This window comes from Azospirillum largimobile (assembly GCF_977007025.2).
Genome location: NZ_CDRMUA020000001.1, coordinates 1,167,156 through 1,192,545, shown reverse-complemented (window position 1 = coordinate 1,192,545; position 25,390 = coordinate 1,167,156). Strand labels below are relative to the sequence as shown.

Below are 25,390 nucleotides of genomic sequence, written 5' to 3'. Positions count from 1 at the left end.
AATCACCGGACCGAGCTGGCGATGCGGGGGGAATTGCGGGCCGCCCAGCGGGTCAGCAGCAGGATTCCAGCGACCACCGCGACGTAGGCGATCAACTGCGCCTCGGTCGGACGGTCCGTATAGCCGACCAGCACATGCAGGGCCTGCCCGATCAGGCTGTTGTCGCGCAGGATGCCGGAGCTGTCCCACAGGATGGTTCCGCCCGTCATGAGGATGCCGGCCTGCGCCAGGAAACTGACCGCAGTCGCAGCCATGCCGGCTGCCAGCAGGGTCAGGAGCCATGTGGTGGTGGAGAACAGGTGGCGCGTCGGGATCTGCACCAAACCGGCATAGAGGAGCACGGACACCAGCGCGCCCAGCGCCATGCCACCCAGCCCCCCAGCGGCGACGGTGGCGATGCCACCCTCTTCCGACGCCAGGATGCCGGTCAGGAACAGCACCACCTCCGACCCTTCGCGCAGCACGGCGACGCCGATGACGATCGCCAGGGCCGCCAACGACCTCTCGCCGCTCCGCACCGCATGGCCGACGGCCTTCATGTCGCGCGCCAGCTCGCGGCCGTGCTGCGCCATCCAGGCATTGTGCCAGGCCAGCATCACCACGGCGATCAGCAGCACGCCGGCGTTGAACAGCTCCTGCCCGGTGTCGGCGAACAGCGCGCTGATGGCGTCGGCGAAGGCGGCGACGACGCAGGAGCCGACGATGCCGCTGACGATGCCGAGCGCGATCCAGCGCCCGCGCCCGACGACTCCCTGGGTCGCGGCCAGCACGATGCCGACGATGAGGCCCGCTTCCAGGACCTCGCGAAATACAATGATCAGACTGGCGAGCATGGTCGTCTCCGGGACTTGCAGGCGGTCAGGTCCGCGTCACTCGGCGATCACGGCGCCCTGCGCCGTCGCTTCGTGGAACTCGCCGAAGAAGGGATAGCGCCCGGGCTTCAGCGGGCCGACCATCACCTTGATCTGCTTGCGCCCGCCGACGATCTTCTCGACCTTCATCTCATTGCTTTCGAACTCCTCCGACGTGGCGTCCTGGTTGTCGACCAGCAGGGTCACGCGCTTGTTGGCGGGAATCTTGACCTCCGCCGGTTCGAACTTGTGGTCCTTGATGACGATGGTGACCATGTCGTCGGCGTGGGCGGCGCCGGCCGGGATCAGGACGGCGCCGGACAGCACGATTGCGCAAAGGGCGGCGCAGGCGGAAAGCAGCGATGGACGGCGCATTCGCGGAAGACCTCGGGGCTGGAAGGGGCATTGCTTGTGAAAATCATTCTCACCCCACCCACCGAGGGTCAAACAAAAGGCTCCCGCGGATGCTGCAACGCACCTGCGACGGAAACGCGCATCCATCGTGGATGCGGCCGCCCATGCCCTTCACCGGATCACCCGTGACGACGTATCGTTATTCGACTTCGGACGAGCCGGGAAACTGCTCCAGCCCGTCGGTGATCTCGTAGTAATCGGCCTTGCCCTCGACATAGCCATGGCGCAGTGTCTTGAGCCCGGTCGGCTGGTCCAGGCTGCCGGCGGCGATCTCGATCTCGGACTTGCCGTCGCCCTTCCAGAACAGGGAGGATCCGCAGCGGCCGCAGAAGCCCCGCTCCGCGAAGTCCGACGAGCGGTACCATGTCAATGTTTCGTCGGCGTCGAAGATGACGGTGTCGCGCGGAACGGTGATGTAGGCGCCGATATGGCCGTGGAAGCGGCGGCACTGCCCGCAATGGCAGTTGACCACCCCATCCGGCCGCTCGGCCAGCAGGAAGCGCACGCCGCCGCACAGGCAGCCGCCGGACAGCGCCTGCCCCTGATCTCCGCTACCTTCCCGCCCGTTCCCATTGCCGCTCATGCCACGACCTCTCCCGTGCTGGTCCGGCGTTCGACGCCGTCGTCGCCGATGTCGTAATAGGTGCCCTTGTGGTCGACGAAGATATGCCGCTCCACCCGCAGGCCGGCCGCATCGTCCAGGCTTCCCGCAGTCACCGTGATGCGCGGTTCGCCGTCCGCAGGGTCCTGGTCCAGCGCCTCCCAGAACAGCCCTGCACCGCAACACGCACAAAAGCCGCGACGTGCCCGGCTGGAAGAGGCGTACCACGTCAGCGTCGCGTCGTTGAGCAGACGCAACGCCGCACGCGGCGCGCCGGTATAGGCCCCGACATGGCTGTGCTGGCGGCGGCACTGGGCGCAATGGCAGAAGGAGATCGGTTCCGGACGGACATCGATGGCGTAGCGCACGCCGCCGCACAGGCAGCCGCCGGTCCAGACCCGATCCTCCCCCCTGCCCTGCGCCATCATGCCGTCCGAACCGCCGGCCATCGGTCAGCCCCGCCAGAAGGGCTTGTGGGCTTCCTGCTCCGCATCGACGCGGGAGATGCCGATGTCGGACAGCAGATGGTCGGGCAGAGCCTCCAGCGCCCGACGCTGGCGCCGCCGCTCGCTCCAGGTCGCGAAGCGGTCGAACAGGGTGATCATCCATTGACCGGCGCCCTTGCCCTCTTGAGCCGGCGCGCGCTGGGACAGGTCGGTGCTGGAGAGGAACGACTGCGTAGCCTTTGCCATGATCCGGTCTCCTCCGGGGGAAGGGAGCGGGGCATCCGCCTCACCGCTCCGGTTCGTGTGTCTTGCTTGTGGAGTTCAGGATGGGGCAGAGGCCGCTTGCCGACAAACGACGGTTTCTCATAGAATCGATTAGCTGATCTAATCCGAAGCCACTCTCCGGTCCCTCCCCGCATGTCCCGCCGCTTGCCCCCGCTGAATGCGCTGCGCGCCTTCGAAGCCGCCGCGCGCCATCTTTCCTTCACAAAAGCCGCGGATGAGCTGCATGTGACGCAGGCCGCCGTCAGCCACCAGATCAAGGCGCTGGAGGAATGGCTCGGATTACCGCTGTTTCGCCGAATGAACCGGGCGCTGGCCTTGACCGAAGCCGGGCAGAGCTACCTTCCGCCGGTGCGCGAGGCGATGGACACCCTGTCCCAGGCGACCGACCGGCTGATCCGCGCCGACAGCAGCGGCACGCTGACCATCTCCACCATGCCCAGCTTCGCGTCGAAATGGCTGGTGCCGCGGCTGATGCGCTTCCAGAAACGCCATCCGGAAATGGATGTGAGGGTGCACAGCACGGCACAGGTGGTGGATTTCGCCCGCCATGACGTCGATCTGGCGATCCGTTTCGGCAACGGGCTGTGGCCCGACCTGCGGGTGGAGCGGCTGCTGACGGAGGATATCTTCCCGGTCGGCCATCCGTCGCTGCTGGCCGGCGACCGCCCGCTGGTCAATCCGGAGGATTTGCGACACCACACGCTCCTGCACGACGACTACAACATCTCCTGGGCGGTGTGGTGCCGGGCGGCCGGAATCGATGGCGTGGACACCGAGCGCGGCCTGCGATTCGACGATTCGTCCTTCACGCTTCAGGCGGCGATCAACGGCCACGGCATCGCGCTTGCCCGCGGGGTGCTGGTGGCGGACGACATCGCCGCCGGACGGCTGGTCCGCCTGTTCGAGGTGCGGCTGCCGGGAAGTCTCGCCTATTACGTGGTGGCGCCGCCGCATTACTTTTCCCGGCCCAAGGTAAAGGCCTTCCGCGACTGGCTGTTCGAAGAGGCCGGGACGGGCTGAAAGTCGCGGCAAAAATCCTGCATCAAGTCGTCGTCTTGAACGGCTTGCGGGCGTGCCGGACCGCTCCTATAGTCCGCGCCCATGAGCGCGAACCCGTCCCCCGACACGGTCTTCCCGCACCGCCATCTCCTCGGTATCGAGGGACTGCGGGCCGGCGAGATCACCCAGATTCTCGACCTCGCCGACGGCTATGTCGAGCAGAACCGCCGCCCCGTGAAGAAGTCCAACCTGTTGGACGGCCGCACGCAGGTAAACCTGTTCTTCGAGAACTCCACCCGCACCCGCACAAGCTTCGAGCTGGCCGGCAAGCGGCTGGGCGCCGACGTGATCAACATGTCGACCGACAGCAGTTCGGTGAAGAAGGGCGAGACCCTGATCGACACGGCGATGACGCTGAACGCCATGCACCTTGATGCACTGGTGGTTCGCCACGCCGATTCGGGCGCGGTGAAGCTGCTGGCCGACAAGGTCAACTGCTCCGTCATCAATGCCGGCGACGGTCATCACGAACACCCGACCCAAGCCCTGCTGGACGCGCTGGCGATCCGCCGCCGCCTCGGCCGGTTGGATGGGCTGATCGTGGCGATCTGTGGCGACATCCTGCACAGCCGCGTCGCGCGCTCCAACATCCACCTGTTGAACGCCATGGGCGCGCGCGTGCGCTGCGTGGCGCCGCCGACACTGCTGCCCTCGCAGATCGAGCGGCTGGGCGTCGAGGTTCATCACTCGATGAAGACCGGCCTCCGCGATGCCGACGTGGTGATGATGCTGCGCCTGCAGACCGAGCGGATGAGCGGCCAGTATGTCCCGTCCACCCGCGAGTATTTCTACTTCTACGGCCTCGATTACGAGAAGCTGGAGGTGGCGAAGCCCGACGCGGTCATCATGCACCCGGGCCCGATGAACCGCGGCGTGGAGATCGATTCGGAGGTCGCCGACGACCTCAAGCGCTCCATGATCCTCGATCAGGTGGAACTGGGCGTGGCCGTGCGCATGGCCGTGCTCGACCTGTTGACCCGCGAACGCCGCCAGTCCGACCTTGCGGGAGTCGCCCGATGAGTGCGCCGATGAATGCCCGTGTCGTCTACCGCAACGCCCGCCTGCTGGACCCGGCGACGGGGCTGGACCAGCGCGCCGACCTGCTGATCGACGGTGAGACCATCGCCGATTTCGGTCCCGGCCTGTTCAACAATTCCACGCCCGATGGGGCGGAGGTCGTCGATCTCGCCGGCCAGTGCCTCGCCCCCGGCCTCGTCGACATGCGCGTGCTGATCGGCGAACCGGGCGAGGAAGAGAAGGACACGATCAAGAGCGCATCCCGCGCCGCGGCGGCCGGCGGCATCACCGCCATGGCGCTGCTGCCCAACACCGACCCGGTGCTGGACGAGGTCGCCGGGCTGGAGTTCATCGCGCGGCGCGCCCGCGAGGTGAAGCTGGTCAAGGTCTTCGCCTATGGCTCCGCCACGCGCGGCACCGAAGGCAAAGAGATCACGGAGATGGGGCTGCTGAGCCATGCCGGCGCGGTAGCCTTCACCGACGGCACCAAGGCCATCGTCAGCGCCAAGACGATGCGCCGGGCGCTGAGTTACGCCAAGACCTTCGGCAAGCTGATCGTCCAGCACCCGGAAGAGCCGTCACTGGCGTCCGGCGGCATGATGAACTCCGGTGAGATCGCCACGCGCCTCGGCCTCGTCGGCATTCCGCGCGAAGCCGAGATCATCATGATCGAGCGCGACCTGCGCCTGGCCGAGCTGACCGGTGGGCGCCTGCATTTCGCCCACATCACCACGTCTGAGTCGGTCGACCTGATCCGCCGCGCCAAGGCGCGCGGGCTGAAGGTGACCTGCGACACCGCCCCGCATTACTTCGCCCTGACCGAGACCGACGTCGGCGACTACCGCACCTATGCCAAGGTGTCGCCGCCGCTGCGTGGCGAAATGGACCGCCGGGCCATCGTCGAGGGTCTGGCCGACGGCACCATCGACGCCATCGCCTCCGACCATGTGCCGCAGGACCAGGACCAGAAGCGCCTCCCCTTCGCCCAGGCTGCGCCCGGCGTGATCGGGCTGGAGACGCTGTTCCCGCTGGTACTGGAACTGGTGCACAAGGGCAAGATGCCGCTGTTGAAGGCGCTGGCCTGCGTCACCTCGAATCCGGCCGCGATTCTCGATCTGGCCGTTGGCCGCATCGTGAAGGGCGGGCCGGCCGATCTGGTCGCCTTCGACCTGGATGTTCCCTGGCAGATCGACGTCGGCCGCTTCAAGTCGAAGTCGAAGAACTCGCCCTTCGAGAACCGCCCGGTCCAGGGCCGGCCGCTGCGCACCATCGTGGATGGCCGCACCGTCTGGCAGGCGGAGGACTGATCCGGTGCTCACTCTCGTGCTTGCCGCACTGCTGGGCTACCTGCTGGGCTCAATCCCCTTCGGTCTGGTGCTGACCCGTCTGGCCGGGCTGGGCGACATTCGCCAGATCGGCTCCGGCAACATCGGCGCCACCAATGTGCTGCGCACCGGCAACAAGCCGCTGGCCCTGGCGACCCTGTTGCTTGACAGCGGAAAGGGCGCCATCGCGGCACTGTTGGCGCTGTGGTGGGCCGGTCCCGAAGCGGCGGTGCTGGCCGCCGGCGGCGCCATGCTGGGCCACAGCTTTCCGGTTTGGCTGGGTTTCAAGGGCGGCAAGGGCGTGGCGACGGCGATCGGCGTTCTGCTGGCGATTTCCTGGCCGGTGGGTCTGCTGGCCTGCCTGACTTGGCTGGTGATGGCGGCCCTGTTCCGAATTTCGTCGCTGTCGGCCCTGACGGCGCTGGGCATCAGCCCGCTTACCGGCTGGTATTTCGGCGGGCCGCTGGTCGCCGGCCTCTGCCTGTTCATCGCGATCCTGGTCTTCATCCGCCACGAAGCGAACATCCGCCGCCTGCTGAAGGGCGAGGAGCCGAAGATCGGCGCGGGCAAAAAGAAGGCGGCATGAACGGACGGCTTCTCTTTCCGTCGTCGGAGTGGAGAAGCCGCTTTCCATCTCATGTTTAGACTCTAAAATTCCTAAGGGAGAGGTTCGGAGTTGCTTTGTTTTTCATCAGAAATTTTTACCATTATTTGAAAAGACTATTTTCATTAAGCAGTATCTTCAAGCGCTGTAAAAGATCGGGGTTTTTCCTGAAGCGTTTTGTGGCAAAATTCAGTCAATTTCTGACGATTACCGATAAGTCAATTGGGGTTGCGGCCTTTTTGTCGTTTAGCTCTCGTTTAATTTTCCCGGCGCATACCTGCGTATGAGGCTTTGCGCTCCCGACGCTCGTTCTGGAGATGGCTGAGCGCGTGGAAATCATGCGGGGGCTTATCGATGTTGGGTGCGTTGAAAATTCGGACGCGGGTGAACGCCGGCTTCGGCATGGTTGTTCTTCTGCTGGTGTTGCTTGGGGTGGTTTCCTGGCGCTCCGCCCAGCATTCGAACGACAGCCTGAACAGCTTCGCCGACCAGGGCCTGATCGTCGAGCAACTCCAGCGGGTCGATTTGGCCGTTCTGCGCGCCCGAATGGCCTTCCTGCGCTATATGGCGACGGGCAAAGTGGAGAATACCCAGGCGATCTACGCAGAGATGGCGAATGCAGAACGGGAGTTGGCGGCGACGAAGCCGATGATGCCCGACGATGCGTCCCGCCGCCCGCTCGACGAGGAGGCTGCCAAGCTGCAGGCCTACATCGCGGCAGTCCGCGATTATCAGGCTCGTCGCAGCGAACTCGAGCGGCTCACCAAGGAGGTGGTCTACGACGCCGGCTCCGCCCTGCGTGCGCAGCTGGTGGAGATGCGCACGGCCGAAGAGAACGCAAATCACTTCGCGACGGTCGCCACCCTGAACAAATTGAGCGAAGGCGTATGGACCACCCGCATCCTGGCCTTCCGCCTGTTGGCCGGCGACAAGGAATATGATTTCGACAGGGTCGCCATGCGGCTCGGCGAGGCATCCAGCGCCTTGAAGGAGTTGGAGGGCATGCCGCTTGCCGAGGGGCAGCAGCCACGAATCGCTTCCGCACGCAGTTTGCTTGAAAAGCTCGCCACCGGTCTGAAGTCGATCGAAGGTCATCTGGCGGGGATGGACGAAATCATCAACACCCGGCTCAGCCCGATCGGTACTGCCATCGCCAAGCAGCTCCAGGAGATCCGCGAACCGGTGTCCGCGGGTCAGGCGGCGTTGCGCAAGGGGGCGATCGAGACCGCGGACGATGCTGAAAACCTGAGCATGATCCTGACGCCGGCGGCGGCGGTGCTTGCCATCCTGCTGGCTTGGCTGATCGGCCGCAGCGTCGCCAACCCGGTGGTGGCAATGACCGCGGCGATGGGCCGGCTGGCGAAGGGGGAACTGACCGTCGATATTCCTGCCGCCGGCCGCCGTGACGAAATCGGCGCCATGGCGTCGGCCGTGCAGGTCTTCCGCGATACCATGAGCCAGACCCGGCGTATGGAAGAGGAAGCGAAGGAAACGGAAACCCGTGCAGCGGCCGACCGTCGCGCCGCGATGCTCCAGCTGGCCGACAGCTTCGAAGGCAATGTGCAGGGCATCGTCGAGACAGTGGCTTCCGCCGCGACGGAGATGCAGGGCACGGCCGGCGCCATGTCCGCCACCGCCGACCAGACCAGCGCCCAGGCTACCAACGTCGCCGCAGCGGCCGAACAGGCTTCCGCCAACGTGCAGACCGTCGCTGCGGCGACGGAGGAGCTTTCCGCCTCCATTGCCGAGATCGGCCGGCAGGTGACCGCGTCTACCCGCGTCGCCGCCCAGGCGGTAGAGGATGCTCGGCGCACCGGTCAGGCCATCGAAGGTCTGGTGCAGGCGGCCCAGCAGATCGAGCAGGTGGTGGTCCTCATCAACTCCATCGCCGGCCAGACCAACCTATTGGCACTGAACGCCACCATCGAGGCGGCCAGGGCCGGTGAGGCCGGAAAGGGCTTCGCCGTCGTCGCCAGCGAGGTGAAGCAACTCGCCAACCAGACTGCCCGCGCCACCGAGGACATCCAGGCCAAGGTGAAGGAAATCCAGTCCGCCACCGCCGGCGCGCAGACCGCCATCACAGGCATCGCAAGCACGATCGACCAGATCAGCGACATCTCCACCGGCATTGCCGCCGCAATCGAGGAACAGAATGCCGCGACCGGCGACATCGCCAACAATGTGGCGCAGGCCGCCCGCGGCACCGGTGACGTGTCTTCCAACATCCTGGGGGTAAATCAGGCGGCGTCGGAAACCGGCACGGCGGCCGGACAGGTTCTGCATGCGGCAGGCGATCTTGCCCGTGACGCGGAAAAGCTGCGCCGGGAAGTCCAGACCTTCGTGGCCACGATCCGCGCGGCGTGATCGCGCACCGGGTTACGACATCGGGCGGCGCAGACGGCGGGGAGGAAACTCCCCGCCGTTTCCGTTTGTAGCTCCTTGATTTTGTTCCGCTTGCCGTCTGCCAGCCCCTGCCCCATTTCGCCCACCGGGGGAAAGACAACCGGTGCGGCCATGCGTTATGCTGCACGGCAATCCGGGACACGAACCAACAACCCGGCAAGCGAGCCGGCCGCTGACGCCGGTGGATAACGAGACGCTGAGGGAACCGAGAATGGACACTCCGCTGTGGAGCCCGAGTGAGGAGCGCATCGCGCAGGCCAACCTGACCGCCTTCCGCGAGGCGGCGAATGCGCGCTTCGGACTGCGGCTGGACGATTACGACGCGCTCTACAACTGGTCGATCGCGGAGAAGGAGCGGTTCTGGCGCTTCCTGTGGGAGTGGGCTGGGCTGACCGGCGAGCTCGGCAGTGTCGATCTGCTGGACGGCGACAAGATGCCCGGCGCCCGCTGGTTCCCGGAAGCAAGCCTCAGCTATGCCGAGAATCTGCTGGCTGGTGCGCTCGACGAGAACGCCGTCGTCTTCTGGGGCGAGGACAAGGTGAAGTACCGCTGGAGCGGGGCGGAGCTGAAGGCCACCGTTTCCCGCCTGCAGCAGGCGCTGAAGGCGAAGGGTGTCGGCAAGGGCGACCGGGTCGCCGCCATCATGCCCAACATGCCCGAAACGCTGGCGGCGATGATCGCCACGACCAGTTTGGGGGCGGTCTGGTCCTCCTGCTCGCCCGATTTCGGCATCCAGGGCATCACCGACCGCTTCGGCCAGATCGAGCCGAAGGTGGTCTTCGCCCCCGACGCCTATTGGTACAACGGCAAGAGCCACGACGTCCGCGCCAAGGTGGCCGAAGTCCTGAAGGACCTGCCGACCGTCGTCGCCACGGTGATCGTGCCCTATGTAGACAAGGCGCCGGACGTCTCGGGTATCCCCGGTGCCGTCGGCCTTCAGGATTTCATGGCGCCCTATCCGGCGGCCGAGCCGACCTTCGAACGGGTCGCCTTCGACCATCCGCTGTTCATCCTCTATTCCTCCGGCACCACCGGAAAGCCGAAATGCATCGTCCATGGGACCGGCGGCACCATCCTGCAGCATGTGAAGGAACATCGGCTGCACTGCGACCTGAAGCGCGGCGACCGGCTGTTCTATTTCACCACCTGCGGCTGGATGATGTGGAACTGGCTGGTGACCGGCCTGGCCAGCGGCACGACGCTGGTCCTCTATGACGGTTCGCCCTTCGCCCCCAGCGGCAACATCCTGTTCGACTATGCGGATGCGGAGCAGGTGACGCTGTTCGGCACCTCGGCCAAATTCATCCAGTCGCTGGAGAAGTCCGGGCTGGAGCCGGCGAAGACCCACTCGCTGGCCAGTGTCCGCGCTCTGACCTCCACCGGCTCGCCGCTGATGCCGGAGAATTTCGAGTTCGTCTATCGCTCCATCAAGCAGGACATCCATCTCGCCTCGATCAGCGGCGGCACCGACATCATGTCCTGCTTCGTGCTGGGCAACCCGATCGCCCCGGTCTGGAAGGGCGAGATCCAGACGCGCGGCCTCGGCATGGCGGTGGAGGCGTTCGACGACAATGGCGTCGCCGTTCGCGGCGAGAAGGGCGAACTGGTCTGCACCCGCCCCTTCCCCAGCATGCCCATCGGCTTCTGGGCCGATCCCGACGGGTCCAAGTATCGCTCGGCCTATTTCGACCGCTTCCCCAACATCTGGGTCCATGGCGACTTCATCGAGCAGACCGAACATGGCGGTTGGGTGATCTACGGCCGGTCGGATGCCGTGCTGAACCCCGGCGGCGTGCGCATCGGCACGGCGGAGATCTACCGCCAGGTCGAACAGCTGCCGGAGATCATGGAGGCGGTCTGCATCGGCCAGGAATGGGAAGGCGACGTGCGCGTCGTTCTGTTCGTCGTCCTGCGCGAAGGCATGATGCTGGACGAGACGCTGGCGGCCACCATCCGCAAGCGGATCAAGGACAATTGCTCCCCCCGCCATGTGCCGGCGAAGATCGTGCAGGTTACCGACATTCCCCGCACCAGGTCCGGCAAGATCACCGAACTGGCGGTGCGCGACGCCGTCCATGGCCGCCCGATCAAGAACACGGAAGCGCTGTCCAATCCGCAGGCTCTCGACGAATTCCGCGAGCGCTCGGAACTGAGCGGGGCGTGACGTGGCGGCGAAGCTGTTCCTCGACCTCGACGGCGTGCTTGCCGATTTCGACCGCGGCGTCGTCGCGGTCACCGGCAAGCGCCCGGAACAGCTGCCGATGAAGGAGATGTGGCGGGTTTTATCCCGCCACTCCGACTTCTTCGGAACGCTGGAGTTCATGCATGACGCGCAGGAGCTCTGGCAGTTCTGCGCTCCCCACCGGCCGACCATCCTCACAGGCCTGCCGTTGGGCAGTTGGGCGCCCGAACAGAAGAAGCGCTGGGTCGCACGCATGCTTGGGGCCGACGTGCCCGTCATCACCTGCATGGCCCGCGACAAGGCCCGCTATGCCAACCCCGGCGCCGTCCTCGTCGATGACCGCGAGAAGGCCCGCGATCCTTGGGAAGCGGCCGGAGGCCGTTTCATCCTCCACCGCAATGCGGCAGACAGCATCGCGGACCTGGTCAAGCTGGGGTTCTGAAAAAGAAAATGGGGCGGCACCTGCGTGCCGCCCCGTCATCCCGTGAGTTCACTCGGCCGCCGCGGTCCTGGTCTCGCGGCTGGTCTTCCACAGCGACACCAGCACGCCGCCGCCGATCAGGGCGAAAGTGACGCTCAGCGCGATCAGCGGATCGGGCTTGCCGAAGAACTGCGTGTAGAAGATCTTGCCGCCGATGAACACCAACACCAGAGCCAGCGCGTATTTCAGGTAACGGAAGCGATGAACCATCGCCGCCAGGGCGAAATACAAAGCACGCAGGCCGAGGATGGCGAAGATGTTGCTGGTATAGACCAGATACGGATCGGTGGTGATGGCGAAGATCGCCGGCACGCTGTCGACCGCGAAGACGAGGTCGGCCAGTTCCACCATGATCAGCGCCAGCAGAAGCGGGGTCGCAGCCCAACGCATCGCACCGCCCGGACCGCTCGGCTCCTTCACGATGAAGTGATGGCCATGGAAGCGGTCAGTCACCCGGATGTGGCTCTTCAGAAAGCGGAGGGCGGCATTCTCGCCGAGGTTGGTCTCCTCGTCCTTCGCGAACAGCATCTTGATGCCGGTCAGCACCAGGAAGGCGCCGAAGAGATAGAGGACCCAGTGGAATTCCGAAACCAGGGCGGCACCGGCGCCGATCATCAGGCCGCGCAACACGATGACGCCCAGGATACCCCAGAACAGCACGCGATGCTGCAGTTCGCGCGGTACGGCGAAGTAGCTGAAGATCAGCGATATGACGAAGACGTTGTCCAATGACAGGCTCTTCTCGACAAAGAAGCCCGTGTAGTACTGAAGGCCTGCCTCCGAGCCCATCGAGTACCAAACCCAGCCGCCGAACAGCATCGCGACCGCGATGTAGAAAGCCGACAGCTTCAGGCTTTCGCCTACGCCGATGACATGGTCGCGGCGGTTGAGAACACCCAGATCAAGAACCAGAAGCGTCAGCACGACGCCGATGAAAATAAGCCAAATCCAGATTGGTTTTCCCAAAAATTCGAGGAAAACCATCGCAAGCATACCATCCATAGCAAGACCCACTTGATGACGCTGCGTCAGCGGTGAAATCAAGCGGTTCCGACATCACGACCGACGCCTCGGTCGCCAGAGGGACCCGGACCCGAACTTTCTGGCAGATGGTGTCGTCGTTGCCGCGGTCAAGATGGTGGAAGACTGGGTTTTTGCATTTTAAGCAAAGCCGGACCGGGCGCTCTTTGACGTCATTGAAATTCAACGGATGCCAACCTTCGGCGAGTCGCGGCGACCATGACGCGCCTACGGGCGCTGCACAGGGGCGCGGATGCGGAAAACGGCGGCTGCAGTGGCTTTGGCGGCTCCGGGACTCGGCGCTTGATGCAATGCCGCCACAGATCGGGAACGAATATCGTGCTAGAAAAACACCAACGGTTGCCCAATCTGTGTTCGCTCTTGTGCGGATGGTGCCGTTCTGCCAATAACTCCGAAAAACCGAAACCAAACCGACCAAATGGAGTTTTGCATGAACCAGGCCGAGCTGATCGAAACCGTCGCCACCAACGCCGGCATCAAGAAGGCCGACGCGGCCAAGGTCGTTCAGGCGGTGTTCGAGGGCATCTCCGGCGCGCTGGGCCGCGGCGAGGATGTGCGCCTGGCCGGTTTCGGCATTTTCGAGGTGGCCGAGCGCGCCGCCCGTGAAGGCCGCAACCCCCGCACCGGCGAAGTCGTGGCGATCGCCGCTTCCAAGGCTCCGAAGTTCAAGCCGGCCAAGCAGCTGCGCGATCTGGTGAACGGCTGATACGCACGCAACCACGTCCCTGGGGGAGCGCAGCCATGACCATCGATCAAACCGAACTGCAATCGCTGACCGCCAAGGTCGTTGCCGCCTATGTCGGCAACAACTCGGTGCCGGTCCACGACCTGCCCACGCTGATCAACAGCGTCCAAGTGGCTTTCCGCAATCTGGGCGAGGACAAGCCGACCCAGGCGAAGGCCGAGTTGGTTCCGGCGGTCGCGATCAAGAAATCGGTCACGCCGGAATACATCGTCTGCCTGGAAGACGGGAAGAAGCTGAAGATGCTGAAGCGGCATCTGAAGACCGTCTACGACATGACGCCGGACGAGTACCGCGCCAAGTGGGGGCTGCCGGCCGAATATCCCATGGTCGCGCCGAACTATGCCAAGGCCCGTTCGGAAATGGCGACCAAGCTCGGCCTCGGCCGCAAGCGTGCGGCGGCCGAATAACCGGTCTTCATCCGCATGAGCTTTGACTAAGGCGCGCCCAACCGGGCGCGCCTTATTCGTATGCGCCCGTCAGGGCCGATGTCGGGGGTGCACGTGAACCACAAGCTTCCAACCGTCTGCATGCCCTCCCCCGGCTTACCTCCGATCGGCCCCGACGGCCTATGACGAATGTTCGGGTGGCGAAGCGGATCGGCCTTCCCATCTAGGGTTCCGGTATGGTTGAGAGACCACGGGCGGTCCTATCACCATCCTCACCGCAGAGGCATAGTTGCCTTCCGCACCGCCGGCTGACCTGCAGCCGATCTATTTCGCGGGTGCGGCGTATCGACGGCAGTCCGCCCGGACATGTGCCGGCCGATCGGAAGAGGAGCGACCACCCGAACGTCACCCGGCTGAACGTCAGGGGTCATAGGATTGCCTCCTCTCCCAGACTGCCGGTGCGGGTGGAAGAAGAGCCTGGGTATACGCCGAAAAACACCCGGAACATGCCCTTTCCTGGCTTGATCCGCCGCAAATCCGCGGCCACATTAACATTGTCAAAAGGACGCAGTTCCTTGCGACACCGGGCAAAATACAAACCCCACAACAGCTAAGGTCGGATCGACGGACGTTATTCCTACGTTCGCGCCACAGTCCGCCGTTGGTTCATCGCCTCAAAGGCGATCCCTGCCATGGGTCCCGACAGGGGCCGGCCCCGATTGCGGGCTGCCCCGTGAAGCGTTGGAGAGGAGGCATTCGCGTGCTGAAGAAACTGCTGACCGGTGAAAACGCCAGCCTGACCCGCTACATCGAGGAATCCAAGCGCTTTCCTATCCTGGCGCCGGACGTGGAGCGCGACCTCGCCATCGCCTGGCGGGAGCGCGGCAGCCCCCAGGCGCTCGAGCAGCTCGTGGGCAGCCATCTCCGCCTGGTGATCAAGATCGCCCGCGGCTTCGGTGGCTACGGCCTGCCGCTGGTCGATCTGGTGGCCGAGGGGAATGTCGGCCTGATGCAGGCCGCCCAGAAATTCGATCCGCAGCGCGGCTTCCGCTTCGCCACTTATGCCACCTGGTGGATCCGCGCCGCTATCCAGGAATACATCCTGCACAGCTGGTCGCTGGTGAAGATGGGCACCACCGCCGCACAGAAGAAGCTGTTCTTCAACCTCCGCCGGCTGAAGAGCCAGATGGCAGAGCTGGAGCAGGGCGACCTGTCGCCGGAGACGGTGGCCACCATCGCCGCCGAACTGGACGTGCCGGAAACCGAAGTGGTGGAGATGAACCGCCGCCTCGCCGCCAACGACAGCTCGCTCGACGCCACCCTGTCGACCGACGGCGAGACCAACTGGCTTGAACTGCTGGCGGACGACCGCCCCACGCAGGACACCATGCTGGCGGAAGCGGACGAACTGGCGTTGCGCCGCCGGCTTGTCGGCCAAGCCCTGGACCGGCTGGACGCGCGTGAACGCCGCATCCTGTTCGAGCGCCGCCTGAAGGACGATCCGTCGACCCTCGAAGCGCTGAGCCAGCAATTCTCGGTGTCGCGCGAACGCGTTCGTCAGATCGAGGTGCGGGCCTTCGAGAAGCTTCAGAAGGCCGTGCTCAGCGCCGCCCAGGCTCTGCGCCGGCCGGCCACCCCGATGGTGGCATGATCCTGGCCTGAACCCACCCGGTTTCCCGTCCGGCGCGGGCTCCGCTCCGGACGGGCCTCATGCGGCACCGGCCATCCGGACGGACTCCGCCGCATCGTTACCGCGGGCTGTGGCCCGCCTGTTGCCTCCAGACCTGTCAACCTGCAAGCCGGCGGCGCCCTTGGGCTCCGCCGGCTTTTTCTTTCCGATGCCGAGCAATGATCCGCCATCCATGGGGACCGGCACGACGCTTGATTACCCGCGCAAGAGGTTCTGCGACAAAGTGACTGGTTCAAAGATGCGAGTGCCTGCGCATGATGTGCCGCTCGCGGGAAAGTTTGCAATTTTGGCAATTCTTAGTACGCTCGTCATATCTCAAATGGGAGAGGGGCTCCATGTCGAACGCTGCCCAGACTCAGTCGATCATTGACCGCATCACCTTCCTGCGCATCGACGAGGCGACGAAGGCAACGCTTCGCGAATTCCAGCCCTATCTGGCGCAACGGATCGATCAGATTCTGGAGGAGTTCTACGGCTATCTCCGCACGGTCCCGCAGGTCGCCCCCATGCTGGTGAACCCGGCGGTGACCGGTCGTGCGCGGGACCTTCAGAAGCAGCATTGGCTGCGCAACGTCTTCACCGGCACCTTCGACGAGGCCTACGTCAATCAGGTCCTGAAGATCGGCCAGACGCACCAGCGCATCGGGCTGGAGCCGCGCTGGTACACCGGTGCCTATTGCTTCACCCTGAACAAGCTGATCGAACTGGCTGCCCAGATCCATCGCAAGAAGCCGGAAAAGCTGTCGCAGCTGCTCCAGGCCATCAACAAGGCGGTGTTCCTGGACATGGATCTCGCCACTTCGGTCTATATCGACCTGAACACCGCTGCCATCATCGCGCGGGAGTTGGGCAGCACCGCCGACAGCTTCGAACGGGAGGTGAAGGGCGTCGTCCAGGCGGTGGCGAGTGCGGCACAGCAGCTTCAGGGCACCGCCCAGACGATGAGCCGCACCGCGGAAACCACCAGCGAGCAATCGACCCAGGTGGCCGCCGCCGCGGAAGAGGCGTCCGTCAATATCCAGACCGTTGCGGCCGCGGCCGAGGAACTGACCGCCTCCATCGGCGAGATCAGTCATCAGGTGACCCAGTCCGCCGCCATCGCGAACGCCGCGATGACGGAGGCCGAGCGGACCAACGCCACGGTGCAGGGGCTTGCCGACGCGGCCAGCCGCATCGGTCAGGTGGTGAAGCTGATTCACGACATCGCCAGCCAGACGAACCTGCTTGCCTTGAACGCCACGATCGAGGCGGCGCGCGCCGGCGAGGCCGGCAAGGGCTTCGCCGTGGTGGCGAGCGAGGTCAAGAGCCTCGCCAACCAAACCGCCAAGGCAACAGAGGAGATCAACTCCCAGATCGGCGCCGTCCAGGGCGCCACGCAGGAGGCGGTTGGCGCCATCCGGTCCATATCCGGCACCATCGCGCGCATCAACGAGATCTCCACCTCCATCGCCACCGCGATGGAGGAACAGGGCGCGGCCACGACGGAAATCGCTCGCAACGTTCAGCAGGCCTCCATCGGCACCCGCGAGGTCAGCGAGACGATCGTCGCCGTCAACGCCTCCGCCAACAACGCCGGCGAGGAGGCCAGGCAGGTTCTGGAGGCGACCAACGAATTGTCGCGTCAGTCCACCACCCTGCGGACGGAGGTCGACCGCTTCCTAGCCCGTGTCCGCGCGGGCTGATCGACACCAAATTCTCCTGATTGCCCAAAAGAAGAAGGGCGCGTTCCGCCGAACGCGCCCTTTTCCGTATCTGCACTCTATCACTCAAGGCGACAGAGTGCGGTGAACTGCCGATCAGGGCAGCGTGCGGACCACGAAATCGCTGACCGCGATGTTTTCCGCCTGGGCGGCGTGCCGAACCTCTTCGGCGCTGCGCCAATGGCTGCGCCCGCCGAGGCTGGTGAGAACGCCGCCGCGCATCGCGACGAAAATGCCGGTCCGTCCCAGATTCACAATTCTCATCATCGTCTTATCCCCCGCTCAATCGCCGGTATTTTAGAGAAAATCCACCCAGTTCATTTTTTGAACGGAGATCCTTGTGGTCTTCAACAGTTATCAAAGCGCATCGCTCTGCGTCAATAAGACTTCAGTCATTCAACCCCTTGCTGCCTTCATAGTCCATGCTTCGCCTGAAAGTACCGTTACCATCCACAAGCCTCGCAGAAACTACAGGAACCGGTTTTGCGTCAAATTTGATGTTTATTTGATTTTGGCCATTCGGCACCTTCTCCACCGGCATGGCCGAAAGCCTTATCCCGACCGCACAGCGTCGGAACGACGGCACGCCGTGTAGGTTGTCACCGAGGGCCGCGATCCAAGCGGCGACCGAAGGTGGGAAAGCACCTGCGAGGCATCGGCACATGGCAACAGCACACCGCCGCACCGGAACGAGCGGCACGGGCGCCAACGGGCGGCTCGGGACGGAAGCGGGGGAGGAGGACGGCCATGCGACGCTCGCCCTACCGGTGACCATCCGGCCGGCAAAGCAGGACGATCTGCCGACCCTGGAATGGTATGGCCTGCACTCGCCCCACCGCGAGATCATCGCCGGAGCCTTCCGGCTTCAGGAGCGGGGCGACGGCGCGATGCTGCTGGCGGACGTCAACGGTTTTCCCGTCGGTCAGATCTGCATCGATTTCCTGCGCAAGCGGCCGAGCGGCCGGGCCACGCTGTGGGCATTGCGTGTGTTCCAGCCATTCCGGCGGCTAGGGCTCGGTGTCCGGCTGGTGCGGGCGGCGGAACGGCTGGTGGTCCAGCGTGGCGTGCCTTTCGCAGAGCTGGGCGTCGACCGCGACAATGCGGGTGTTCTGCCCTTCTACGAGCGGCTGGGATATGAACATTGCGGCCGGGAACGCGGACAGTTCCTTTACCACACGCCGGAAGGCCGGTTGGTCCGCGTTGCCATCGACCAATGGCTTTTGCAGAAGCGCATGGCGGAAGCCGCGAAGCCGGAGGGTGGCCGCGGCCTGCGGCTGGCCACCGATTAGGAAATCCGCCATTACTCCGCGGCCAGCGCCACGCCGGACGGAAGGGGCACCAGCCGGGCCGACCGCCGTCGCGGCAGATAGATGCGGGCGCCGTCCAGGATGGCACCCAACTCGCGCATGGCGTCGGTTGCCATGCACAGCGCGACCAGCGGAAGCCAACGGTCGAGATACTGCGCCGCGACCTCTGCGTCGCCGTTCTGCACCGCGGCCAGGGAGTCGAGCAATGCAGCCTCGTCCGCACTGATGCGGCTGCAGGCCGGGCAACGGATCTCGGGCTTGCGGGCGCCCGATACGGCAAAGGTGCCGAGCAGCGCGAACAGCGGCAGCAGCGCCGTGTTCGGCACGCCGGCGACGTTCAGACCGATGCGCATCGACGCCATCGCACCTGCGGTTCCGGCACGGAACCACTGCCGCACGCCGGTCAACAGCGCCCGTTCGGCCGTCGTCAGGTCCGTCACCGTCCAGGGCGACGGCCGCCCCTCTTCCACAGTCCCGCACATGCCGATGCTCCTTCGTTCGGTTGCGTGCGCATCCTAGCGCCACACGCAGAAAACTGCGAGTCATTCTTAGTTGCAGGATCGGGCTGTGACAAAATGTGGCTTCCGGTGGGCGTACGGAATGCCGGAAAGGACGCGTTAACCACCGGGGCCAATCCTAGACCGACTCGCAGTAAGAGGGATCGGTGGGGATGATGCGGACGATTCGGGGGGCTGTTCTCGGACTGATCGCGATGGTCGGATTGGGCATCGTGGGGGGCCTGACGGAGGTCCGCCCGGCGGCGGCCCAGATCGTTCTGAAGCCCGCCTATGGCGAGGACTCGCTGTCCGGGCCGGCCAGGGCACGCGGTGCAGTGGTGTGGAGCCATGGCCGGTCTGTGGATTCGGAGGACTCCGAGGCCCCTACCCCGCTCTATATGAAGACGCTGCGCGACGCCGGGTGGGACGTCTTCCGGCTTGACCGCATGCGCGTCAGCGATACTCTGCCCAACAGCGCCCGTGCGCTAGCCGGCTATTCGGACATGTTGAAGACCAAGGGCTATCGCCGCGTCGCGCTGACCGGGCAGTCTTTCGGCGCTTTCATCTCGCTGATCGCGGCGGGCCAGACCAACGCGATCGACTCCGTCATCGCCACCGCGCCGGCTGCCTTCGGCAACTTCACCGAAGCCTATGACAGTTACCGCGAGAACGCCGCCCAACTCTGGCCGATCCTGCGAGAGGTCCGCCGGGCTCGGGTGATGATGTTCTTCTTCCACGGCGACGATTTCGATCCGGGCGGACGCGCGGAGCCGGCGCGCAACATCCTGGCACAGCGTGGTCTGAGCAGCCTGATCGTCGACCAGCCGTCGCTGCTGCCCGGCCATGGCGCCGCCAATACCGGTTTGTTCGTCCGCCGATTCGGCGCCTGCATCGTCCGCTTCGCCGAGGCGCCGCCGGCCCCGAACGATCCACCCTGCGACGAATCCTGGGGCCGCAGCCCGAGCGCCGAGCTCCTGCAGGCCGCCCTGCCCGCCAATGCCTCCGGCTCTGCCAAGAGCGACGTCGATACCACAGCCGCCCTGCGCCCCTTCATGGGCATGTGGTACGGCAGCTACATCAATGGCCGCGAGGTCGCTCTGTCGGTCGAGAAGGCCGAAGGCGACGCTGTCTATGCCGACTATCTGCTGGGTGCGGGCATGGAGGCCGACCAGCCTTTCGAGCGGGTGCGCCGCAAGGGCCGGATCGAGAATGGCGAACTGGTCTTCGACGAGAAGGGCCGCAACATGCTGCGCTATCGCCTGCGGCCGGACGGCCGGGTCTCCGCCACCTGGCTGGACAAGGACGGCCGCGGCCGGCTGGACACGGTGCTTCGCCGGGTGAACTGACGCCGTCTCCCTTGCCCTCCTGAACGCTCAGTCCTGGGCCAGGAAATTGCGGACGATCGCAATCTGGTCGTCCGTCATCAGGGACGGAGCATGGCCGGTGTTCGGGATTTCCACCACCCTCACCAGTCCTGCCGCCCCCGGACCACGCTCCGCCATCCGTTCCGCCGTCTCGGCGCTCAACAGGTCGGAGTCCGCACCGCGCAGGACCAGCACCGGACAGCGCACACGCTCCCACAGCGCCCACAGATCGACATCGCCGACCGGCGCGGTCTTGAAGGCTTCGCCGATACCAGGATCGTAGGCGAGGCGGAAGCGGCCGTCGGGCAGCGGGCGAGCGCTGTGCTCCGCCATATGGCGCCAGCATTCGTCGCCGATGGTGCCGAACCCCATTAGGACGAAGCGCAGGTAGGATTCGAGCGCCTGCAGATCCTCGAACACAGGGTCCTTGCCGACATAGTCGGCGATCCGCTGAAGGCCGGCTTGGGCGATGAAGGGGCCGACATCGTTGATGACCATGCGGCGGATCGGGCTGTTGGCTTGGGCCGCCAGCGTCATGCCAATCAGCCCGCCCATCGAGGTGCCGACCCAGTCGACCGTCTCCACCCCCATGCGGGCGATCAGCGCCACCATGTCGGAGCAATATTGCGGATAGCCGTAGAGCGCCGGCACCGGCAGCCAGTCGCTGCGCCCGCGTCCGACCACATCCGGACAGGCGACCCGCCACCTGTCCGCCAATGCCAGCGCCAGCCGGTCGAAATCGCGGCCATTGCGCGTCAGCCCATGGACGCAGATCGCAGTCCGCGCGGCATCGTCACGCCCCCACTGCGTATAGGCGACCTTGTGGAAGCCAGCGGCGCTGAGGCCGAGGACATTGCGTTCGGACATCGGCACGGGCGAGCACTCCTGTTCAGCGGTGAGGGGGCTTATCCCTTTTTCGGCGATTTGACGCTGCGTGGCAACTCCACCTCGACCTCGCGCACGGCTGCATCGCGGATGGCGGGGAGTGCGGACGACGACGACGCCACCGAAGCGTCGAATGGGTGGCGAATGGCGTCGTAACTTCGCCGGATGATGCGAACGTAGTTGCGCGTTTCCTCATAGGGCGGGACGCCCTTGTAGCGGTCCACCGCACCTTCGCCGGCATTGTAGCCGGCCAGCGCCAGCGTCACGTCACCCTGGAAATAGGCCAGCAGCCAGCGCAGGTACTTCACGCCGCCGGTGATGTTCTCCTTGGGATCGAAGACGTTGCCGACGCCGAACCGGTCTGCGGTGTCCGGAATCAGCTGCATCAGCCCGGCAGCGTCCTTCGGCGATACCGCGTCGGTCCGGAAGGCGCTCTCGGCCTGGATGACCGCCAGCACCAGCGCCGGATCGACGCCGTATTTCGGTGCGATGGAGTTCACCAGCGCCACGACCTCCGCCGGGGGCGGTCCGACTTCGCGCACGGGGCCGGCACCTGGGCGGCACCAGGGGCGGATGCGCCCCATCCGGCCGGGAACATAGTTGACCAGCCGGCGCGCTTCCGAATGCCCGCGCGAGGCTGCCGCGCGCAGCCAGGCGGTGCCGAGCCGCCGGTCCTTGCGCACGCCCTTGCCGAACAGGTAGCGGCGGGCCAGCCGGAACGCGGCATCGGCGTCGCCCTGCTCAGCCAGTTCGCAATCACCGGATTTCGTCTTGAGCAACGGCGGTGGCAATTCGGCGACCGACGCCGGCTTTCCCGAGGATTTGGCATCCGCCGCGGCGGCCATGGGTACCGATGCCAATCCGGCGCCAGACAGCGCCAGTGCCATCAGCGGGACCATCACGACACGACGAAACGGCAAACCCAAACCCTCCTGCGAACCCGCGTCATCATACGGGAAGCGGGAGTATGGTGATGCAACCTGTTTGGGACAAGGGCAGCCCAAAACTCCTTGTTCGGGTCGCAACTGGTCAAATCAGGGCCCGCGACGGCGACGACCCTGCTTCTTCGGTGCGCCTTCGGGAATGCCGCGGCCCTGGCGGGCACTGCTGATGCCGATGCTGCCGGGAGTTTCCAGGCCAAGGTCCATCGCTTCCAGCCGGCGCAGTTCGTCGCGCAGACGGGCGGCCTCCTCGAACTCCAGGTCGGCCGCGGCGGCGCGCATGCGCTTTTCCAGGTCGGCGATGACGCTCTTCAGGTTGTGCCCGACCAGCTCGTTGGAGTTCAGGCCGGTCTTCACCGTCACGTGGTCGCCGCGCTCGAACACGCTTTCCAGGATGTCGCCGATCGCCTTCTTGACGGATTCCGGCGTGATGCCGTGTTCGAGATTGTAGGCCATCTGCTTTTCGCGGCGGCGTGCCGTCTCGTCGATGGCGTACTTCATGCTGTCGGTGATCTTGTCGGCGTAGAGGATCGCCCGCCCATCGACGTTGCGCGCCGCGCGGCCGATGGTCTGGATCAGCGAGGTCTTGCTGCGCAGGTAGCCTTCCTTGTCGGCGTCCAGGATCGCCACCAATGCGCATTCCGGGATGTCCAAACCCTCGCGCAGCAGGTTGATGCCAACAAGCACGTCATACGCGCCCAGCCGCAGGTCGCGGATGATCTCGATGCGCTCCAGCGTTTCCACGTCGGAATGAATGTAGCGCACGCGCAGGCCTGCCTCGTGCATGTACTCGGTCAACGCCTCCGCCATCTTCTTGGTCAGGGTGGTGACGAGCACGCGGTATCCCTTGGCGACGACCTCCTTGCACTCGCCGATCAGGTCGTCGACCTGGGTCTCGGTCGGGCGGACGATCACCGGCGGATCGATCAGGCCGGTCGGGCGGACCAGCTGTTCGGTGAATACACCGCCGGTGCGTTCCAGTTCCCACGGGCCGGGGGTGGCCGAGACGAAGACGGTCTGCGGCCGCATGCCCTCCCATTCCTCGAACTTCAGCGGGCGGTTGTCCTTGGCGCTGGGCAGGCGGAAACCGTAATCGGACAGCGTCGATTTACGCACCAAGTCGCCGCGGTACATGCCGCCGATCTGCGGCACCATGACGTGGCTTTCGTCGACGATCAGCAGGGCGTCGCCGGGCAGATATTCGAACAGTGTCGGCGGCGGCTCGCCGGGCGCACGGCCGGTCAGGTAGCGGGAATAGTTCTCGATGCCGGCGCAGGAGCCGGTGGCCGCCATCATCTCGATGTCGAAGGTGGTGCGCTGCTCCAGCCGCTGCGCTTCCAGCAGCTTGCTCTCGGCGGCGAACTCCTCCAGCCGGTCCTTCAGGTCCTTCTTGATCTGGTTGATCGCCTGGTTCAGCGTCGGCTTCGGCGTCACGTAGTGGCTGTTCGGATAGACGCGGACGGCTTCCAGCGCCGCCAGCTTCTCGCCGGTCAGCGGGTCGATCTCGTGGATTCCCTCGATCTCGTCGCCGAACAGCGAGATGCGCCACGCCCGGTCTTCCATGTGGGCCGGGAACAGCTCCACCGTATCGCCGCGCACGCGGAACAGGCCGCGGCCGAAGGCGGCATCGTTGCGCTTGTACTGAAGCTCGGTCAGTTTGCGCAGCAGTTCGGGCTGGGCGATCACCTCGCCCTTGCGCAGATCGACCGTCATCTCCGAATAGGTTTCGACCGAACCGATACCGTAGATGCAGGAGACCGACGCGACGATGATGACGTCGTCCCGTTCCAGCAAAGCCCGCGTCGCCGAGTGGCGCATGCGGTCGATCTGCTCGTTGATCGAGGATTCCTTCTCGATATAGGTGTCGGTGCGGGGAACGTAGGCTTCCGGCTGGTAATAGTCGTAGTAAGAGACGAAGTATTCCACCGCGTTGTTCGGGAAGAAGGACTTCATCTCCCCATACAGCTGCGCCGCCAGCGTCTTGTTCGGCGCCAGGATCAGCGTCGGGCGCTGCACCGTCTGGATGACATGCGCGATGGTGAAGGTCTTGCCCGACCCGGTGACGCCCAGCAGCACCTGATCCTTCTCGCCCTGCCGCAGGCCGCCGGTCAGCTCCTCGATGGCGTTCGGCTGGTCGCCCGCAGGCGTATAGTCCGACACGATGACGAACTGCTTTCCGGCTTCCAGCTTCGCGAGCGGCTTGGCGGGAATGGCGGACAGGACGGGACTTGCCATGGGGCGGCGATCCGGATCAGGGAGGGGGTACGGAACGGGAACCGATTATATGGCGCGAAATGGCATCTGTTCCAGAGGAGTTACGCGAAGCGATTGATCTAATGCCAAAAATAGCATATAAACTCCTCAGCACATGTTTTGCAAAAGTATCCAATACTGTTCAGCGCCGGCTGTTTCCGCAAACCACATAACCAAAAAATTTAACTCCACAGCTACGGAGTATACCGGTGCCAAAGGAGAATGAGCGGGTCATATTATGGATATCAAGCGCCAAGGATGATCTGATCTCTTTTCCCATTCCGGTGAAGCAAGCCGTTGGCTATGCCCTTCATCTTGCGCAGATCGGTCTCAAACATGAGGCAGCGAAGCCTTTGACGGGCTTTGCCGGCGCATCGGTTCTTGAGGTTGTGGAAGACCGCCGGGGCGACACTTACCGCGCCGTCTATACCGTCCGCTTCGAAGACGCCGTCATTGTTCTGCATGCATTTCAGAAAAAGTCCAAACGGGGGATTGCTACCCCAGCCCACGAAATCGACTTGATTCGCAAACGTCTCAAGCTGGCCGAGGAGTTGTATGCGCGATGGAAAGCCGCCAGGACAACACCGAACTGACACTTACCGAGAGCAGCGGAAATGTCTTCGCCGACCTTGGTCTGCCCGACGCAGAACAGGAAATGGCCAAGGCAAGGCTTGCTGGTCAAATCGCTCTCGCCATTCAGGAGCTTGGCCTAACGCAGAAGCAGGCAGCCGAGAGGATGGGCCTCGATCAGCCTAAGATATCCGCACTCACCCGCGGCAAACTCTCAGGCTTCTCGATAGAGCGGCTGGTTCGCGGCCTGTTGGCGCTAGACCGCGACGTGGAGATCAGCGTGCGCCCGAAGCCGCCCGGTCGACCTGCCCACGTGACGGTGGTTGAGCGCTGAACCTACCCC

At 64.8% G+C, this 25,390-nt stretch carries 26 protein-coding genes; 15 read left to right on the top strand and 11 right to left on the bottom strand.

Translation table 11 applies throughout. From position 1 onward, the window contains the following. Positions 1 to 2 precede the first annotated feature (2 nt). The 5 genes from ACWPKK_RS05550 to ACWPKK_RS05530 all read right to left on the bottom strand — a co-directional run bounded on the left by ACWPKK_RS05550 (position 3) and on the right by ACWPKK_RS05530 (position 2,558). The gene (locus tag ACWPKK_RS05550) at positions 3 to 833 is read right to left on the bottom strand and encodes an FTR1 family iron permease (RefSeq protein ID WP_452001585.1); all 831 of its coding nucleotides are present in this window, start codon (positions 831 to 833) and stop codon (positions 3 to 5) included. Between the two features lie 36 nt (positions 834 to 869). Continuing rightward, the gene (locus ACWPKK_RS05545; protein WP_452001583.1) at positions 870 to 1,226 is read right to left on the bottom strand and encodes a cupredoxin domain-containing protein; all 357 of its coding nucleotides are present in this window, start codon (positions 1,224 to 1,226) and stop codon (positions 870 to 872) included. Positions 1,227 to 1,404: 178 nt separating this feature from the next. Next, positions 1,405 to 1,848, bottom strand: coding sequence for a GFA family protein (locus ACWPKK_RS05540; protein WP_452001582.1), 444 nt, complete (start codon positions 1,846 to 1,848; stop codon positions 1,405 to 1,407). Continuing rightward, complete coding sequence (locus tag ACWPKK_RS05535) at positions 1,845 to 2,315, bottom strand: GFA family protein (protein ID WP_452001580.1); 471 nt, start codon at positions 2,313 to 2,315, stop codon at positions 1,845 to 1,847. Before ACWPKK_RS05535 ends, ACWPKK_RS05540 begins: the two co-directional genes overlap by 4 nt. A 3-nt stretch (positions 2,316 to 2,318) precedes the next feature. Then, entirely contained in the window at positions 2,319 to 2,558 is a 240-nt protein-coding gene (locus ACWPKK_RS05530; RefSeq protein ID WP_452001578.1) for a DUF1127 domain-containing protein, read from the bottom strand. Positions 2,559 to 2,729: 171 nt separating this feature from the next. Here ACWPKK_RS05530 and ACWPKK_RS05525 point away from each other — a divergent pair, with 171 nt between their 5' ends. The 7 genes from ACWPKK_RS05525 (at position 2,730) to ACWPKK_RS05495 (ending at position 11,629) form a co-directional block, all read left to right on the top strand. Next, entirely contained in the window at positions 2,730 to 3,617 is an 888-nt protein-coding gene (locus ACWPKK_RS05525; RefSeq protein ID WP_324871451.1) for a transcriptional regulator GcvA, read from the top strand. A gap of 81 nt (positions 3,618 to 3,698) precedes the next feature. Further along, positions 3,699 to 4,676: an aspartate carbamoyltransferase catalytic subunit gene (locus tag ACWPKK_RS05520; protein WP_310113552.1), complete on the top strand. Its 978-nt coding sequence runs from the start codon at positions 3,699 to 3,701 to the stop codon at positions 4,674 to 4,676. Next, a complete protein-coding gene (locus ACWPKK_RS05515) occupies positions 4,673 to 5,980 on the top strand; it encodes a dihydroorotase (protein WP_452001577.1) in 1,308 nt (435 codons plus the stop codon). The genes ACWPKK_RS05520 and ACWPKK_RS05515 overlap by 4 nt, the downstream gene beginning before the upstream one ends. After that, positions 5,949 to 6,584, top strand: a complete 636-nt coding sequence (gene plsY / locus ACWPKK_RS05510; RefSeq protein WP_211110608.1) for a glycerol-3-phosphate 1-O-acyltransferase PlsY — start codon at positions 5,949 to 5,951, stop codon at positions 6,582 to 6,584. Before ACWPKK_RS05515 ends, plsY begins: the two co-directional genes overlap by 32 nt. A 372-nt stretch (positions 6,585 to 6,956) precedes the next feature. Then, entirely contained in the window at positions 6,957 to 8,966 is a 2,010-nt protein-coding gene (locus tag ACWPKK_RS05505; RefSeq protein WP_452001575.1) for a methyl-accepting chemotaxis protein, read from the top strand. Between the two features lie 250 nt (positions 8,967 to 9,216). Next, positions 9,217 to 11,169 (top strand): acetoacetate--CoA ligase, encoded by a 1,953-nt coding sequence (locus ACWPKK_RS05500; RefSeq protein ID WP_452001573.1) that lies wholly within the window; start codon positions 9,217 to 9,219, stop codon positions 11,167 to 11,169. 1 nt (position 11,170) lies between these two features. Further along, positions 11,171 to 11,629 (top strand): hypothetical protein, encoded by a 459-nt coding sequence (locus ACWPKK_RS05495; RefSeq protein WP_452001572.1) that lies wholly within the window; start codon positions 11,171 to 11,173, stop codon positions 11,627 to 11,629. A gap of 48 nt (positions 11,630 to 11,677) precedes the next feature. On the opposite strand, the gene ACWPKK_RS05490 is transcribed toward ACWPKK_RS05495, so the two are convergent. Continuing rightward, a complete protein-coding gene (locus ACWPKK_RS05490) occupies positions 11,678 to 12,670 on the bottom strand; it encodes a TerC family protein (protein ID WP_452004722.1) in 993 nt (330 codons plus the stop codon). A 469-nt stretch (positions 12,671 to 13,139) separates the two neighbouring features. On the opposite strand from ACWPKK_RS05490, the gene ACWPKK_RS05485 reads away from it, so the two are divergent. The 4 genes from ACWPKK_RS05485 (at position 13,140) to ACWPKK_RS05470 (ending at position 17,212) form a co-directional block, all read left to right on the top strand. After that, entirely contained in the window at positions 13,140 to 13,415 is a 276-nt protein-coding gene (locus tag ACWPKK_RS05485; RefSeq protein ID WP_012974184.1) for an HU family DNA-binding protein, read from the top strand. A 35-nt stretch (positions 13,416 to 13,450) separates the two neighbouring features. Then, positions 13,451 to 13,861 carry a MucR family transcriptional regulator gene (locus ACWPKK_RS05480; protein WP_149221700.1) on the top strand — a complete coding sequence of 137 codons (411 nt, stop codon included), beginning with the start codon at positions 13,451 to 13,453 and terminating at the stop codon, positions 13,859 to 13,861. A 739-nt stretch (positions 13,862 to 14,600) separates the two neighbouring features. Next, complete coding sequence (rpoH, locus tag ACWPKK_RS05475) at positions 14,601 to 15,491, top strand: RNA polymerase sigma factor RpoH (protein WP_324871444.1); 891 nt, start codon at positions 14,601 to 14,603, stop codon at positions 15,489 to 15,491. A 374-nt stretch (positions 15,492 to 15,865) separates the two neighbouring features. Further along, complete coding sequence (locus tag ACWPKK_RS05470; protein WP_324871443.1) at positions 15,866 to 17,212, top strand: globin-coupled sensor protein; 1,347 nt, start codon at positions 15,866 to 15,868, stop codon at positions 17,210 to 17,212. A gap of 114 nt (positions 17,213 to 17,326) precedes the next feature. Here ACWPKK_RS05470 and ACWPKK_RS05465 read toward each other — a convergent pair whose 3' ends face one another. After that, entirely contained in the window at positions 17,327 to 17,497 is a 171-nt protein-coding gene (locus ACWPKK_RS05465) for a hypothetical protein (protein ID WP_188092216.1), read from the bottom strand. 395 nt (positions 17,498 to 17,892) lie between these two features. Here ACWPKK_RS05465 and ACWPKK_RS05460 point away from each other — a divergent pair, with 395 nt between their 5' ends. Beyond that, entirely contained in the window at positions 17,893 to 18,519 is a 627-nt protein-coding gene (locus tag ACWPKK_RS05460; RefSeq protein ID WP_452001571.1) for an N-acetyltransferase family protein, read from the top strand. An 11-nt stretch (positions 18,520 to 18,530) separates the two neighbouring features. Here the strand turns inward: ACWPKK_RS05460 and ACWPKK_RS05455 are convergent, their stop codons facing one another. Continuing rightward, complete coding sequence (locus ACWPKK_RS05455) at positions 18,531 to 19,019, bottom strand: hypothetical protein (protein WP_452001569.1); 489 nt, start codon at positions 19,017 to 19,019, stop codon at positions 18,531 to 18,533. A 188-nt stretch (positions 19,020 to 19,207) separates the two neighbouring features. On the opposite strand from ACWPKK_RS05455, the gene ACWPKK_RS05450 reads away from it, so the two are divergent. Next, a complete protein-coding gene (locus ACWPKK_RS05450; RefSeq protein WP_452001567.1) occupies positions 19,208 to 20,380 on the top strand; it encodes an alpha/beta hydrolase in 1,173 nt (390 codons plus the stop codon). 27 nt (positions 20,381 to 20,407) lie between these two features. On the opposite strand, the gene ACWPKK_RS05445 is transcribed toward ACWPKK_RS05450, so the two are convergent. From ACWPKK_RS05445 to uvrB, 3 genes are all read right to left on the bottom strand, one after another. Next, positions 20,408 to 21,271 (bottom strand): alpha/beta fold hydrolase, encoded by an 864-nt coding sequence (locus ACWPKK_RS05445; RefSeq protein WP_452001565.1) that lies wholly within the window; start codon positions 21,269 to 21,271, stop codon positions 20,408 to 20,410. A 32-nt stretch (positions 21,272 to 21,303) separates the two neighbouring features. Further along, on the bottom strand, positions 21,304 to 22,203 hold the full coding sequence (locus ACWPKK_RS05440) for a lytic transglycosylase domain-containing protein (protein WP_452001563.1): 900 nt from the start codon (positions 22,201 to 22,203) through the stop codon (positions 21,304 to 21,306). A 114-nt stretch (positions 22,204 to 22,317) separates the two neighbouring features. Then, positions 22,318 to 24,459 (bottom strand): excinuclease ABC subunit UvrB, encoded by a 2,142-nt coding sequence (uvrB, locus tag ACWPKK_RS05435; protein ID WP_452001562.1) that lies wholly within the window; start codon positions 24,457 to 24,459, stop codon positions 22,318 to 22,320. A 227-nt stretch (positions 24,460 to 24,686) separates the two neighbouring features. Between uvrB and ACWPKK_RS05430 the strand changes: the two genes are divergently transcribed. Together ACWPKK_RS05430 and ACWPKK_RS05425 are read left to right on the top strand one after the other, a co-directional pair. Further along, positions 24,687 to 25,070, top strand: coding sequence for a type II toxin-antitoxin system RelE/ParE family toxin (locus ACWPKK_RS05430; RefSeq protein ID WP_452001560.1), 384 nt, complete (start codon positions 24,687 to 24,689; stop codon positions 25,068 to 25,070). Next, a complete protein-coding gene (locus ACWPKK_RS05425; RefSeq protein WP_452001558.1) occupies positions 25,040 to 25,381 on the top strand; it encodes a helix-turn-helix domain-containing protein in 342 nt (113 codons plus the stop codon). The genes ACWPKK_RS05430 and ACWPKK_RS05425 overlap by 31 nt, the downstream gene beginning before the upstream one ends. Positions 25,382 to 25,390 lie beyond the last annotated feature (9 nt).